The sequence below is a fragment of the Clostridium sp. CM028 genome, from assembly GCF_030585565.1.
Taxonomy (GTDB): domain Bacteria; phylum Bacillota; class Clostridia; order Clostridiales; family Clostridiaceae; genus Clostridium_AD; species Clostridium_AD estertheticum_B.
Map to the genome: position 1 here is coordinate 128,642 of NZ_CP077766.1, position 14,285 is coordinate 142,926.

General features: G+C 29.5%; 19 protein-coding genes. All 19 read left to right on the forward strand.

Going from position 1 to position 14,285, the window contains the following annotated elements; genetic code table 11:
• Positions 1–26: 26 nt before the first annotated feature.
• The 19 genes from KTC94_RS00600 to dxs all read left to right on the forward strand — a co-directional run bounded on the left by KTC94_RS00600 (position 27) and on the right by dxs (position 14,272).
• Positions 27–803, forward strand: coding sequence for a hypothetical protein (locus KTC94_RS00600; RefSeq protein ID WP_220319493.1), 777 nt, complete (start codon positions 27–29; stop codon positions 801–803).
• A 6-nt stretch (positions 804–809) separates the two neighbouring features.
• Positions 810–1,259 carry a hypothetical protein gene (locus KTC94_RS00605; RefSeq protein ID WP_216302498.1) on the forward strand — a complete coding sequence of 150 codons (450 nt, stop codon included), beginning with the start codon at positions 810–812 and terminating at the stop codon, positions 1,257–1,259.
• A gap of 2 nt (positions 1,260–1,261) precedes the next feature.
• Positions 1,262–1,684, forward strand: coding sequence for a hypothetical protein (locus KTC94_RS00610; RefSeq protein WP_220319494.1), 423 nt, complete (start codon positions 1,262–1,264; stop codon positions 1,682–1,684).
• 275 nt (positions 1,685–1,959) lie between these two features.
• Positions 1,960–2,517 (forward strand): elongation factor P, encoded by a 558-nt coding sequence (efp, locus tag KTC94_RS00615; RefSeq protein ID WP_165412085.1) that lies wholly within the window; start codon positions 1,960–1,962, stop codon positions 2,515–2,517.
• Positions 2,518–2,807: 290 nt separating this feature from the next.
• Positions 2,808–3,725: a stage III sporulation protein AA gene (spoIIIAA, locus tag KTC94_RS00620; RefSeq protein ID WP_216302556.1), complete on the forward strand. Its 918-nt coding sequence runs from the start codon at positions 2,808–2,810 to the stop codon at positions 3,723–3,725.
• A gap of 1 nt (position 3,726) precedes the next feature.
• Positions 3,727–4,245, forward strand: coding sequence for a stage III sporulation protein SpoIIIAB (spoIIIAB, locus tag KTC94_RS00625; protein ID WP_216302500.1), 519 nt, complete (start codon positions 3,727–3,729; stop codon positions 4,243–4,245).
• Positions 4,246–4,260: 15 nt separating this feature from the next.
• On the forward strand, positions 4,261–4,458 hold the full coding sequence (gene spoIIIAC, locus KTC94_RS00630; RefSeq protein WP_216302501.1) for a stage III sporulation protein AC: 198 nt from the start codon (positions 4,261–4,263) through the stop codon (positions 4,456–4,458).
• 9 nt (positions 4,459–4,467) lie between these two features.
• Positions 4,468–4,851: a stage III sporulation protein AD gene (spoIIIAD, locus tag KTC94_RS00635; RefSeq protein WP_165412082.1), complete on the forward strand. Its 384-nt coding sequence runs from the start codon at positions 4,468–4,470 to the stop codon at positions 4,849–4,851.
• 48 nt (positions 4,852–4,899) lie between these two features.
• Complete coding sequence (spoIIIAE, locus tag KTC94_RS00640; protein WP_216302503.1) at positions 4,900–6,045, forward strand: stage III sporulation protein AE; 1,146 nt, start codon at positions 4,900–4,902, stop codon at positions 6,043–6,045.
• Positions 6,046–6,104: 59 nt separating this feature from the next.
• A complete protein-coding gene (gene spoIIIAF / locus KTC94_RS00645) occupies positions 6,105–6,698 on the forward strand; it encodes a stage III sporulation protein AF (RefSeq protein WP_216302504.1) in 594 nt (197 codons plus the stop codon).
• Positions 6,699–6,751: 53 nt separating this feature from the next.
• Positions 6,752–7,405, forward strand: coding sequence for a stage III sporulation protein AG (gene spoIIIAG, locus KTC94_RS00650; protein WP_216302505.1), 654 nt, complete (start codon positions 6,752–6,754; stop codon positions 7,403–7,405).
• A 38-nt stretch (positions 7,406–7,443) separates the two neighbouring features.
• On the forward strand, positions 7,444–7,947 hold the full coding sequence (locus tag KTC94_RS00655) for a SpoIIIAH-like family protein (RefSeq protein ID WP_216302506.1): 504 nt from the start codon (positions 7,444–7,446) through the stop codon (positions 7,945–7,947).
• An 81-nt stretch (positions 7,948–8,028) separates the two neighbouring features.
• Positions 8,029–8,418 (forward strand): Asp23/Gls24 family envelope stress response protein, encoded by a 390-nt coding sequence (locus tag KTC94_RS00660; RefSeq protein ID WP_165412078.1) that lies wholly within the window; start codon positions 8,029–8,031, stop codon positions 8,416–8,418.
• A 98-nt stretch (positions 8,419–8,516) separates the two neighbouring features.
• Complete coding sequence (gene nusB / locus KTC94_RS00665) at positions 8,517–8,912, forward strand: transcription antitermination factor NusB (protein WP_216302507.1); 396 nt, start codon at positions 8,517–8,519, stop codon at positions 8,910–8,912.
• 146 nt (positions 8,913–9,058) lie between these two features.
• On the forward strand, positions 9,059–9,907 hold the full coding sequence (locus tag KTC94_RS00670; protein WP_216302508.1) for a bifunctional 5,10-methylenetetrahydrofolate dehydrogenase/5,10-methenyltetrahydrofolate cyclohydrolase: 849 nt from the start codon (positions 9,059–9,061) through the stop codon (positions 9,905–9,907).
• Positions 9,897–11,102: an exodeoxyribonuclease VII large subunit gene (gene xseA / locus KTC94_RS00675; RefSeq protein WP_220319495.1), complete on the forward strand. Its 1,206-nt coding sequence runs from the start codon at positions 9,897–9,899 to the stop codon at positions 11,100–11,102. Before KTC94_RS00670 ends, xseA begins: the two co-directional genes overlap by 11 nt.
• Positions 11,102–11,335, forward strand: a complete 234-nt coding sequence (locus KTC94_RS00680; protein WP_165412074.1) for an exodeoxyribonuclease VII small subunit — start codon at positions 11,102–11,104, stop codon at positions 11,333–11,335. The genes xseA and KTC94_RS00680 overlap by 1 nt, the downstream gene beginning before the upstream one ends.
• 44 nt (positions 11,336–11,379) lie before the next feature.
• Positions 11,380–12,252 (forward strand): polyprenyl synthetase family protein, encoded by an 873-nt coding sequence (locus KTC94_RS00685; RefSeq protein WP_216302557.1) that lies wholly within the window; start codon positions 11,380–11,382, stop codon positions 12,250–12,252.
• A 157-nt stretch (positions 12,253–12,409) separates the two neighbouring features.
• Positions 12,410–14,272: a 1-deoxy-D-xylulose-5-phosphate synthase gene (dxs, locus tag KTC94_RS00690; RefSeq protein WP_216302511.1), complete on the forward strand. Its 1,863-nt coding sequence runs from the start codon at positions 12,410–12,412 to the stop codon at positions 14,270–14,272.
• Positions 14,273–14,285 lie beyond the last annotated feature (13 nt).

The window sequence follows — 14,285 nt, forward strand, 5'->3', positions numbered from 1 at the left end:
TATTTTGTAAATAAAGGAGGTAAAAAATGAAATTTAGAAAAAATATGATTTTAGAAGTTTCAAAGCAAAGAGTATCAGGCATAGAATTTTCTAAAAGATCTATATTAAATAAAGCTGTAAAGATTGCTTGTGAAAATACATATTATAAGGATACGCTAAATATAAAAGATTTCAAAATTGATATAAAAGATAAAAATTTATATGTTCTTGTTGAAGGAGAGACAGTATATATTAAGCTGGTAAAATTGCCTTTAGTTAAAAAATATCTAATTAATGATATGATTAAAAATGAATTAAGATATTATTATAAGGACATAGATCATATTGCATATACCTATAAGTTGATTAAACAAGACAAATTCAATATGGAAATATTAGTTTTTTGCCTAAATGGAAATAGATTAGATATTTTAGAAGACAGCATTAATAATAATATTAATCTGAAAAAAGTAAACTTAATTCAGTTTTGCTTTAAAAACTATTATTCTAACCAAATGAATATGGAAAACTATGTTCTAGTTTTCTATTATAATTCCAATTTGTATTTTTTAATATGTCATAATGATGAAATCGTGGTTAATAATATTATAGGGGTTAAGGACTTACTATTATTTAAATTTTCAAATTTAATGAACAAATTTTTAGAAAAGTACAATGACTATGCAAAACTATGTGAGAAGATATATTATGCAAATATTGAGGAATTGAATATTGATGAATTTAAATATTTAGGATTAAATCATCAAATATTAGGTGAGTTAAATCGAGAAGAATTGCTGAAATATATAGTAATAAGAGGGTAGAAATGTATGGTAAAAAGAACATTCATTCCAAATTGGTACATAGATAAAAAAGATAAAATAAGGAATAAAAAAATAAAAGTATGTATTATAGTAACTTTAATAGCAAACATTTTTTTATTATTTCTTATACTAAATATTTCCAATAAAATAAAAATTATAGAGCAAGAGCAAGTTAAAGAAAATAAAAATAATATTAGTGTGGTAGAAGCTGCTGAGACTGATATAATTACTAGAGAAAAATATAAAGAGCTCAGTGATTTTTTTGGGGAAAACAAGTTTAGTTACAAAAATATTATTATAACTAAAGCTGGTTTGGAAATAGACATTGAAGTTAAGAGTTATGAGGAATATGTTAATGTGATAAGATATATAGAAAATAAGTATTCAATAAAAAATTTAACTCCAAATAATAAAGAGGAAGGGACTTTTAACTTTAAAGTTATATTAGAGGTATAAAAATGTGTAAAACTAGAAAATTCAAGGGAACATTAGCTATATTATTAATGTTAATGGCAATGTTATCTTTTAAACTTATGTTTGTGAAGGATAAATTTATTGCATATAAAAAACAGGTCGTATTTAATGTTACAAAAAACGCAAATGTTACAAAGGACGAAAATGATAATAATGAAGAGAAATATGGATACAGTGATATTTTGGAATGTCTAATAGAAAACAAAGATTTTGAGATGAAATCTATTAATATGATGGAAAATGAGAAATGTAATGTTGAAGTGAATTACAACGGAGATATAAAATTATTGAGAAGTTCTTTATCTGCTTTAAATGAAAGTGAAAATTTTTTAGGGGTTAAGAGTATTAGTATTAATAAAGATACTAATACTACAAATATAAGTATCGACTTTAAAAAGAATAAGTAAGTTATAAACATATCTAATTTTTTTATAAAAAGAATTGGATATGTTTGTTTTTATGAAGCTATATGGACTTAAAATGGTGTTTTTATAAAAAAGATGCAACATTTTCAAATAATATATAATTATATTTGCAAATGTCATTAAGTTTTGATAAAATAACATTGTTCCACTGTAATGTTTTTATCTAGAGTGGTTATAGAAATTGGTATTAATTTATCGAGTAAGGTTATAATATAAATGGTTAATTGAATTACTAATGAATTTTGGAGGGATACACAATGATATCAGCGGGAGACATAAGAAAAGGAACTACATTTGATGAAGGTGGACAAGTTTACACCGTAATAGATTTTTTACATGTAAAACCAGGTAAGGGAGCTGCATTTGTTAGAACTAAATTAAGAAACGTTATTAATCAAGGGGTTACAGAAAAAACATTTAACCCAACTACAAAATTACAAGAAGCAGTTATAGAAAGAAAAGAAATGCAATATTTATATGCATCAGAAGGATTATACTACTTTATGGATCAAGAAACATTTGAACAAATACCACTTAATTATGAAAAAGTAGAAGATGCCATAAAATACTTAAAAGAAAATATGTTTGCTATAATAAAATTTTATAAAGATGATGCTTTTTCAGTAGAAGCTCCAAACTTTGTAGAACTAGTTATAACTAGTACTGAACCTGGGGTTAGAGGTAACACATCTTCAAGTGTAACAAAACCCGCTACTGTGGAAACAGGAGCAATAATTCAAGTTCCAATGTTCGTTAATGAAGGTGAAACTATTAGAATAGACACTAGAAATGGCGACTACATGCTAAGAGTTTAAATTATATATTTAAAAAGAACCAATTTGGTTCTTTTTTTTTGTTCTTTTTTTGAGAGGGAAGACATATATTTTTTTCAGATGATTAAATTAATTTAAATCACATTAAATCATCTCCTGGGTGATGCACAGCTTCGCAAAAGATGAATTGATGAACCTCAGAAGGTGATTTATACTCAAACTTATAGAAGTGGGAGACTTTCCTTCTGGAATGTCATTAAAAAAATTCGATTATATGGAATATTTTACGAGGTGGTAAAATACAAATTATATATGAGAGGGTGAGAAAAATGTTGGCTACAAAAGATTTATTTGAAATATTACCTAAGACTATTAGAAGTAAATTGGAACAGATTGATAATTTGCAGCAACTTGAAGAAATTAGAATAAAAGTAAACAAGCCTCTGTTTATTCACATTGGCAGTAAAGAAGAAATCTGGAATTATATCGCAACTCCAGAAGATATAAAATACATAATGCAGAGGATAAGCAATTACTCAATATATGCTTTTGAAGATGAGATTAGACAAGGATATATAACTATAAAAGGTGGACATAGAGTTGGACTATGTGGGATTTGTGTTATTGAAAACAATAGCATTAAAACTATTAAAGACATTTCATCTATAAACATAAGAGCATGTAAAGAAATTATCGGTTGTGCTGATAAAGTGATGCCTTATATTACTTATAATAATTCAGTGCACAATACAATTATTATATCTCCTCCTAAATGTGGTAAAACAACCCTACTTAGAGATATTTCGAGGCAAATATCAAAGGGGGATAAAAACAAAAACTTTAACGGTAAAAATGTTTCTATAATTGATGAACGATCAGAAATAGCTGGTTCGTTTAAAGGAATACCGCAAATGGACGTGGGAGTGCGTTCGGATGTGTTAGATAATTGTCCAAAGAGCCAAGGAATTATGATGGCAATTAGAAGCATGTCACCTGATGTTATAGTTTGTGATGAAATTGGCACCCAAAATGATATGGAGAGCATTTTAATGGCATTAAATTCTGGAATTAGTTTAATTACAACTATTCATGGTTTTGGAATTGAGGATTTGTATAAAAGATTAGTGTTTAAAGAGATTGTGGAAAATTACGTATTTTCAAGAGCTATAGTTCTTAGTAATAAAAAAGGAATTGGAACAATAGAGTGTATTTATGATTTTACTAAAGGTAAAGATATATGGAGGTCATAATATGATTAAAATAATTGGATGTGCTGTAATATTATGTGCTTCAACTATGGCAGGATTTATATACAGTGAAAGATTAAAGTATAGAGTTTTTCAGTTAAATGAAGTTCAAAGGGCAGTTTATCAACTTCAAAATGAAATAACTTATGTACATGCTCTTTTGCCGGATGCTTTTAAAAATATAGCACATAAAAGTAAAGAGCCTATAAGGGAACTTTTTAATAAAACCAGTGAATTACTATCTGACAATGAATATGAGAATGTATATGAGGCCACGAATAGTGCAGTAAACTTAATGAAAAACAGATTATATTTAAACTCTGATGACATAAATGTTATTTTAGATTTAACAAAAACCTTAGGGGAATCTGATATTGAAGGGCAAAATAATATTTTTTCTTTGACTATAGCAAATTTAAAAAAACAAATTAAAATATCAGAAGAGTTTATGAACAAAAATATAAAAATGTACAGATATTTAGGATTTTCTTTTGGAGCGATGCTGGTAATAGTACTAATATAGGGAGGAGGTTTTTAAGTGTTAGATGTTAGTTTGCTGTTCAAGATAGGGGCAACAGGTATTCTGATCATTATTATTGATAAGGTTTTAAAAAGTGGCGGCAAGGAGGACATTGCTGTAGTTGCAAATTTAGCAGGAGTAATACTACTTCTTATAATGGTGATAAATTTAGTAAACAAGCTATTTGATTCTGTAAAAACTTTGTTTCAGTTTTAGGAGGATATAATGGAAATAATTAAAATTGTTGCATTTGCTTTCACAGCATTATTTATCGTACTTATATTTAAAGGTAGAAGGGATGATTTAGCTATTCAAGTTAGCATTGCAGCCGGAATATTAATTTTTTTATTTATGATAAACAAACTTACAATAATAATGGGTTTTTTGCAAACATTAGCAAATAAGGCCAATATTGATGTTGTGTATTTAAACACAGTTTTTAAAATACTTGGCATTGCCTATTTAGCTTCCTTTTGTAGTGAAATTTGCAGGGATGCTGGTGAGAATAGCATTGCAACTAAAGTGGAATTTTCTGGAAAAATACTAATTTTAGTTTTGGCAATTCCTATTTTGATGGCAGTAATGCAATCTATTTTGAAAATAATGTAGAGGTATAGTATGAAAAAAATATTACTAATTTTAATACAGAGGTATAATATGAAAAAAATAATAATAATTTTACTATTTTTAATATGTTTGCCTATTAGTGTACAAGCCACACAACCAGGTAAACTAGGAGAAAAAGAAGAAAAAGAAATAAGCAATTTATATGATTATATTACTAACATAAAAACAAAATATGAAATATTTAATGATATGGACCCACGAACTTTTGTAGAACAATTTATAAAAACTGGTGAAAATGGTTTTAGTTTTAAAGAAACCTCTAATTACGTTATTAGATTCACATTTAAAGAAGTAGTTGCATCAATGGAGTTAATAGGTAGTCTTATGATTATTGCGGTTATTTGCGCGTTACTTAATAATCTTCAAAGTGCCTTTAATAAAGAGGGTTTATCTAACATCGCTTATTTTGCGTGTTACGGTGTAATGATCGTGATGATAACTAAAAGCTTTTATATAGTAGCAGAACTTGCTAAAAGTACTATTCTTAATATGACAGATTTTATGGCGGCACTTATGCCAGTACTAATGATGCTCCTAGCTAGTGTGGGAGGATTTGCAGAAGCGACCTTACTAGACCCTATAATAATGGGTTTTGCTACTCTAAGTTCTAGAATTTATGTAGATATGATCATTCCTATAATATTTATGAGCTTCGTACTTCAATTTGTTAAGAATATATCCAGTGATTATAAGATAAATAATTTAACAAAGCTTTTTAAGCAAATTGCTATTTGGTCACAAGGAATAGTGATGACAGTATTTATTGCGGTAATTACTTTAAGAAGCATAGCAGCAAAAACAATAGATCAAGTTACTATAAAAACAGCAAAGTTTGCAGTAGATAATTTTATACCTGTAGTTGGAAAATGTTTATCTGATGCGATTTCAACAGTAGCCGGATACTCACTTCTTTTAAAAAATGCTATAAGTGGGTTAGGATTAGTTATTATTATAGTAATTGTTTTATTCCCTATTATAAAACTGTTAATTATGGCTTTTTTATATAAAGTAGCAGCTGCATTAATTGAACCAATAAGTGACAGCCGTACAGTAGATTGTATGAATTCAGTAGGTGATTCTATTCTTCTTTTAATGTCCTGTGTAATATCAGTAAGTGTAATGTTTTTCATAATGGTTGCAATAGTAGCTTCAACTGGCAAAGGCATAATAAGCTAATAATCTAGAAAGTGGTTACTATCCTATATAAATTTATTCATAAAGGAGGTGGTGATAATTTGATAGAAGGATTAAAAGTCTGGGTAACAAACATTACCATTGCTATATTTTTTATTACTGCAGTGGAGATGATTTTGCCAGACAATAGCATGAGAAAATATGCTAAATTTGTATTAGGACTGATGTTAATTGTGGTAATTATAAATCCCATAATGAAGATTTTTGATAAGGACTTTGATTTTAATTCTTATTCAAATAAAGCAACAACTTACATGGAGGGTAGTAATACCGAAAAAGATATTAAAAAGTATAAAGATATTAACATACTTAATACAACGGAAAATTTTAAAAAGAATTTAGAGAATGAATGCATTATAAACTTAGAAGAGGAATATCCAGAGAATAAGTATAATGCTGATATAGAGATTGTTTACGATAGTAAAAATCTAATATTTAAGATTAATACGGTTGAAATTGGAATTGTGGAAAAAGGGGTTAAAAAGATAGAAAACATAGAAATTAATACAAAAAGTGTAAATGCATCTAAAAAAAATATTATGCAAGGCGAACAAGGAAACAAAATAAAGAGGCTCCTAAGTAGTAAATTCAAGATATCTGGTGATGCTATTACTGTTTATAAATTAAATTCATAAAACCTATAATTGTTAATCAGTATATAAAAACAAGAAAGGAGGGGGGGGATTCTATGAACAATGATAATTTGCTTAGTAAATTTACTGAGTATATTAAAACAGAATTATTAAATAGTGGTCAAGGCAACAATAAAAACAATAAAATCAAAAAATCTGACAAGTTATTGGGAAACTTGGTATTAGTGATTTTAGTGGCAGTTGTAATAATTTTAGCAAGTAGTTTTTTTAAATCTCCAAAGCAAACTTCAGCTGTCGCAGGCGATGCACAAAATGATAAAATTGTTAAGGAAAATAAAGCACTACAATTAAATGATTATGAAGCACAATTAGAAAGCAAACTTAAATCAACACTTGAAGGGATTCAAGGAGTTGGAAAGGTGCAGCTTATGATCTATTTTGAGAGTGGAGAGGAGAGTGTTCCAGCGGTAAATGTTAATGATTCTAAAAGTCTTACACAAGAAAATGATACAACAGGCGGAAAAAGAAACATCACTCAAGAAAATAACGGAAGTGCTGTTGTTATGTCCAATAATGGAAATGAAAATGCACCATTAATTGTGAAAAAAATTAAGCCTATTATTACTGGTGTATGCGTAGTGGCAGAAGGATCTAATGAAAAAGTCACTGAACTTAGAATTAGGCAGGCGGTAATTGATTTATTTAATTTACCTAAAAACAAAGTTAATGTATATCCTATGAATAAGTAGCATATAATTTCAAAGAAAGGTAGATGGGGGGGAATATTATGAATAAAAAACAGTCTGGTATAATTGTTGCGTTGGTAGTACTTATTGTGTTTGCAGGGTATCTTGCGGCAAAGGTGAATGGACCATTATATGTAAATGATGGTGATTTTAGCAGTGAGAAGAGCGCAATATCTCTAAAGGAAAGTAAAAGTAATTCATCCTATTTTGAAGAAGCAAAATTATCAAGAGATCAAGAAAGTGTAAGCACTCTTCAATCGATTAAAGCTTTAATTGATGATACTAATACTCCAAAAGCACAAAAGGCAACTGCGTCTGAGCAATATCTAAACATATCAATGGCTTCACAGAATGAATCAGACATAGAACTTGCACTAAAAGCTCTAGGGTTTGAAGAAGCAATGTGCAGTATAGTAGATGATAAGGTACAAATATTAGTTAAAAGTGATAAAAAACAACTTTCAGAGGAAGAACTTCGTAGCATTAATGATGTTGTAATGAACAAAACAAAATTAGAAAAAATTGAAGTTAAAATCAAGCAATAGTAATTGTAAATGCTATATTTATCTGATATAATAAATATAGCATTGTCATGTTTTACCTAAGCTAAATAAGGGGGTACTAATATGGAAGATAAAATTTTAAATGAAACAGAAATGGGCACTGTTAAGATATCCGAGGATGTGGTTAGTGTAATAGCAGGACTCGCTGTTGCTGAAATACAGGGAATCGTTGGTATGAGTGCTAGTCTCGTTGGTGGAATAACTCAAATATTAAGCGGAAAGAAGAATTTATCTAAGGGCGTTAAAGTCAATGTAGGAGAAAGTAGTGCAGTAATTGATTTACACGTTGTAGTTGAATATGGTATTAAAATTCCGGAAGTAACTGAAAAAGCACAAATAAATGTGAAAAAATCTGTAGAGCTTATGACAGGCCTTACAGTAACAGCCGTAAATGTGTATGTACAAAATGTTGTATTATCTAAAACAGAAAAGCTAGAGGAAATAGAAGCATAGTAATAAACACCCTCTGTAATCAGAGGGTGTTTATTACTATGCTTGTTATTTTTATATTAAAAGTATAATTTAGGATGAGAAAATTAGGAGGATTACTAATGAATAGAAGAAAGTCAAGAGAAATAGCAATGAAATTACTTTTTGAAATGTCAATAAATAAAGAAAACTATGAGGATATAATTGAAAATTTTAAAGAGAACACAGATGTTGATTTAAATGAAATTGATATGTCGTATATTACCAAGATGCTAGCCGGGATTCATGAAAATAGCAAGGAGATTGATGAAAATATTGAAAAGCACTTAATTAAGTGGAAGTTGGCTAGATTATCAAAAATGAATCTAGCTATCTTAAGAGTAGGTGCATATGAAATATTATTCGAGGAAGAAATACCAGGTAAGGTTTCTGTAAATGAGGCAATAGAACTTGCTAAGAAATATGGGGAAGATAGTTCCCCAGCTTTTATAAATGGTATCTTAGCGAAGATGATTTAAAAAAGGCAAGATAATTAAATAACAATAAAATAACTAGGGCATCTTTGACTAGTTATTTTTTTTGATAAAAGAGGAATTTTGAAAGTGTGTTAGAACTGTATTATAATAACTAGTATTTAAAAAACACATAACAAGGAGAGGATAATATGGGAATTAAGGTTAATGGAAAGGTGATAGTTGAAAAGTACAGAGATGAAATTAAATCAGTTATAAAAGGCGGTATTAGTAAGGGACTTAGGGTTCCATCAATTAAAACCATATTAGTAGGTGACGATGGAGGTAGCACGTCATATGTAAAAAGTCAGAATAACCTCTGCAATAAATTAGGTATATCTTATACTTGTATTCACTTGGATAAAGACGTTGATCAAAAAGATATTGTAGATATTATAGAAAAATTGAATGAAGATAATACTGTGGATGGTGTAATCATTCAATTGCCTTTACCGAAAAAGTTTAATGAGAAGGAAATCACTTCTAAAATTTCATATAAAAAGGATATTGATGGATTAAGTGATGTAAATATGGGCAGATTTTATAAGGGAGAGAAAAGTTTTATTCCTTGCACTGCTTTAGGAGTCATTGAAATGATTAAAAGTACTGGATGCGTTATTAAAGGGAAACATGCTGTTGTTATTGGTAGAAGTAATATTGTTGGAAAACCAGGAGCACAATTGCTACTTAATGAAGATGCAACAGTAACAATATGTCATTCTAAAACAACAAACTTAAAGGAAGTTTGCAAAACAGCAGATATAATAGTTGCCGCAATAGGTAAACCAGGTTTTGTAACAAGTGATTTTATTAAAGAAGGAGCAGTTGTTATAGATGTTGGGACAACAATGGTGAATAATAAAGTAACTGGGGATGTATCTTTTGATGATGTTATTAATCATGCAAGTTATGTTACACCAGTACCAGGTGGAACGGGACTAATGACTACGACAATGCTTATAAAAAATGCTTGCATGGCATGGAGGGATAATGTTTATTAAAGTATTAACAGTAACTGATCTTAATGGATATATTAAGAAAATAATAGACAGTGACTTTATATTAAAAAACTCAAATGTTAAAGGCGAACTATCTAATGTAAAATTGCATTCTAGCGGGCACATATATTTTTCATTAAAAGATGCATTTGGAAAGATAAATTGTGTAATGTTTAAATCGCAGGCTTTTAAACTTAAAATTGCACCTAGAGATGGCATGAATGTTATCATCAGTGGTAGGGTTTCTGTTTATGAAAAAGAGGGGTCTTATCAGCTTTATTGTGACTCCATGGAGCAGGATGGAGAAGGCCAGTTATATTTGACTTTTCAAAATCTAAAAGAGAAATTAGAGAAAAAAGGATTATTTGATAAAGAACACAAGAAAAGTATACCTTCATTTCCTACTAGAATAGGAATAATTACATCCCCAACAGGAGCTGCAGTTAAAGATATTATTAATGTTGCAACAAGACGTAACTTAAAGGCTAACATGCTTATATACCCAACAATTGTTCAAGGTGTAAATGCTAGCGAGAGTGTTGCGCAAGGTGTAAAATATTTTAATGAACTAAAAAATGTTGATTTAATCATTATTGCAAGAGGAGGAGGCTCAATTGAGGAGTTATGGGCATTCAATGAAGAAAATTTAGCAGTCACTATCTATAATTCTAAAATACCTATAATTACTGGAATTGGTCACGAAACGGATTTTACTATAGCAGATTTCGCATGCGACCTTAGGGCGCCGACTCCATCGTCCGCAGCAGAAATTGCTGTGAGAAATTTAAAAGATTTAAATAATGAAATTAAATCACTTAGAGAACTCTTACTAAAATCTGTGGAATTTAAGGTTAACAAAGAATATAATAAAGTTAATTTATTAAATAAAACTTTGAAAATAAATAGTCCTTTAAATTTTATAGTTAATCAATACATCCATATAGATAATTTAAAAGAAAATCTAAGTTACAGGTTTAATGCGAAAATTTCACTAGAAAAGCAGAAACTTTCCAAGTGCAATGCTCTTTTGCATGCTCATAACCCCTTAAATGTATTGAATAAGGGATATGCGGTACTTCAAAACAATGAAAATGAAGTTATTAGTGAAATTAGTGATTTGAAAAATATAAAAGAGGTGAAAATTACATTAAAGGACGGTAGTGGTAGATTTAATGTAAGAAATTTGGAGGAGTTCTAATGGCAAAGAAAAAAGAATCTTACGAAAATATGATGGTTCGTCTTGAAGAAATTGTAGACCTGATGAATGGGAATGAAGTTACGTTAGAACAAACTATGATTAATTATGAAGAAGGTATAAAAATCTGCAACAGTTTATACAAAATTTTAAATGATACAGAAGGTAAAATAAAGATATTAACAGCTGAAGGTGAAAGGGATTTTATGACTCTTGCGGAGGTCGTTAAAGATTAGATTACACTATATTATTTTTACAACCTATCATGAAAAGAAGGGATATAATGAATATAAAATTGCTAAAAGATGTAGTAGAACACTGGATAAATGATTATTTTGATAATAAACCAGAAATTGACAATAGAAATTTCGAATCGATGATTTATAGTATAAAAGTCGGTGGGAAAAGAGTCAGACCGATTTTAATGATTCTTACATACAATATGTACAAGGAAGATTATAGAGATATTTTACCTTTTGCAGCGGCCCTTGAAATGATTCATACATATTCCCTTATTCATGACGATCTGCCCAGTATGGATAACGATGATTTGCGCAGAGGGAAGCCTACAAATCACAAAATTTATGGAGAGGCAATTGCAATACTCGCAGGAGATGGATTATTAAATGAAGCTATGATTATAATGCTAAATCAATGTTTAGATGGAAGTTTAAATAAAATTAAGGCAAGTGCCTTCATAGCAAAAGCTTCTGGAGCTCAGGGGATGATAGCTGGACAAATCTGTGATATTTTAAGTGAAGGCATCGCAATATCAGAGGAAGAACTTCTGTATATGCATAGAAATAAAACTGGAGAACTAATTAAAGTAGCAATAATATGTGGTGCTATCTTAGGCAATGCCAGTGAAGAAGAGTTAAGTGAATTAAAAGAGTATGGTGACAAATTAGGTTTGGCATTTCAAATTAAGGATGATATATTAGATGTAATTGGAGATGTTAGTGTTTTAGGTAAAAATGTAAAAAGCGACGAGTGTAATAATAAAACTACTTTTATAACCATGTATGGTTTGGAAAAATGTAAGGAAAAGTGTAATGATTTAAGCGAAGAGTGTTTTGAGATATTAAAAAATCTTAAGGTGAATACAAAGTATTTAGAAGAAATGACGGAATTTTTATTAAAAAGGGAATATTGAAAATTTACTAATATTCTTTGATTAATGAACTACACCTTAAATGTCATTAAATTGTATTTTAAGTCGAAACAGCTTTTGAATTAAATATTATTATATGATATAATATCTCCATAAATGTGGGTATGATAATATAATTAATAAAAGAGGATAGATGTATATGAGTAAAATTTTAGATGATTTTAATGACATAAATTCAGTGAAAAAAATGTCTATACAAGAGTTGAATGTTTTTGCAGGAGAAATTAGAAGTTTTCTAATTGAAAAAGTATCTAAAACTGGAGGACATTTAGCTTCTAATTTAGGTGTAGTAGAATTAACATTAAGTTTATACAATGTTTTTAATTTGGATAAAGACAAATTAATATGGGATGTGGGTCACCAATCTTATGTACATAAAATTCTTACAGGAAGAAAAGATAAATTTGATGCACTTAGAAATTTCGGTGGATTAAGTGGTTTTCCTAAAAAAGAAGAAAGCAAATATGATATATTTGAATCAGGACATAGTAGTACTTCTATTTCTGCAGGGCTGGGCATTGCAAGGGCTAGAGATTTACAAAAGGAAGATTATAACGTTATTTCGGTAATAGGTGATGGTGCACTTACAGGAGGTATGTCTTTTGAGGCATTAAATGATATAGGCTTTAGGAAAACTAAAATGATTATTGTGCTTAATGATAATCAAATGTCTATTTCTAAAAATGTTGGAGGCATGTCTAAGTACCTAAGCCAATTTAGAATTGACCCAACTTATAATAGAATAAAAAAAGAAATAAATTCTACGCTTAGAAAAATTCCTAGCGTAGGAGACGGTATGGTTAGTTCAATTCAAAAGATTAAAAATGGAATTAAGCAGGTTATTGTGCCAGGGATGCTCTTTGAGCATATGGGTATTAAATATTTAGGACCTATAGATGGACATGATATTAAAGAGGTAAGCAAGGTATTGAAGCTAGCTAAAGAAATAGACGGACCAGTGATTATTCATGTTATAACTAAAAAGGGCAAGGGTTATAAATTTGCTGAAAACCAGCCACGTAAATACCATAGCGTAGGTCCATTTAACCCCTTAATTGGAGAGCTATGTGGTAGTTCTAAGAAAAGTTACTCTGATGGATTTGGGGAGCAGATTGTAAGCCTTGCAAAGGAGAACAAAAATATAGTGGCAATAACAGCTGCCATGCCTGAGGGTACTGGCCTAGAAATGTTTTCAAAACAGTTTCCTAATAGATTTTTTGATGTAGGAATTGCGGAGCAACATGCAGTTACTATGGCAGCAGGAATGGCATCGCAAGGTTTAAAACCTATTTTTGCGGTTTACTCAACTTTTCTTCAGAGAGCTTATGACCAAATTGTACATGATGTATGCATTCAAAAGTTACCTGTTATTTTTGCTATAGATAGAGCGGGCATTGTTGGAGCCGATGGAGAAACACATCAAGGAGTATTTGATTTATCATATTTATCTCATATTCCCAATATGACAATTATGGCTCCAAAATGTATAAGTGAATTGAAGTCAATGTTAACTTTTGCAGTTAAACAAGATTACCCAATTGCTATAAGATACCCAAGGGGTGGGGATAATTGCAATGTTAAAATGTCTCCTATTGAAAACTTTAAGAGGGGGAAATGGGAAACCCTTTTAGGCGGAGGAAAAATAGCCTTTATAGCTACAGGTAAAATGGTTCAAAATGCTATATTGGTTAGAGAAAAATTAAACAATATGGGAATAGAAGCTACTGTAATTAATGCGTGTTTTATTAAACCTATTGATAAAGAACTACTTTTAGAGCTAGTGAATAAAAAATATTCTTTAGTAACTATAGAGGATAATCTTGTGCATGGGGGATTAGGTTCTTTAGTACTAGAATATGTGAATTCACTTACGACAAAAACAAGGGTCATTAATTTAGGATTTAAAGATGAGTTTATTCCTCACGGAACAGTTGACATACTGTATAAATTACATAAACTAGATGTAGATGGAATTTTTGAAAGTATTTTAGGGTTAGTTTAAATAATGCACTTTA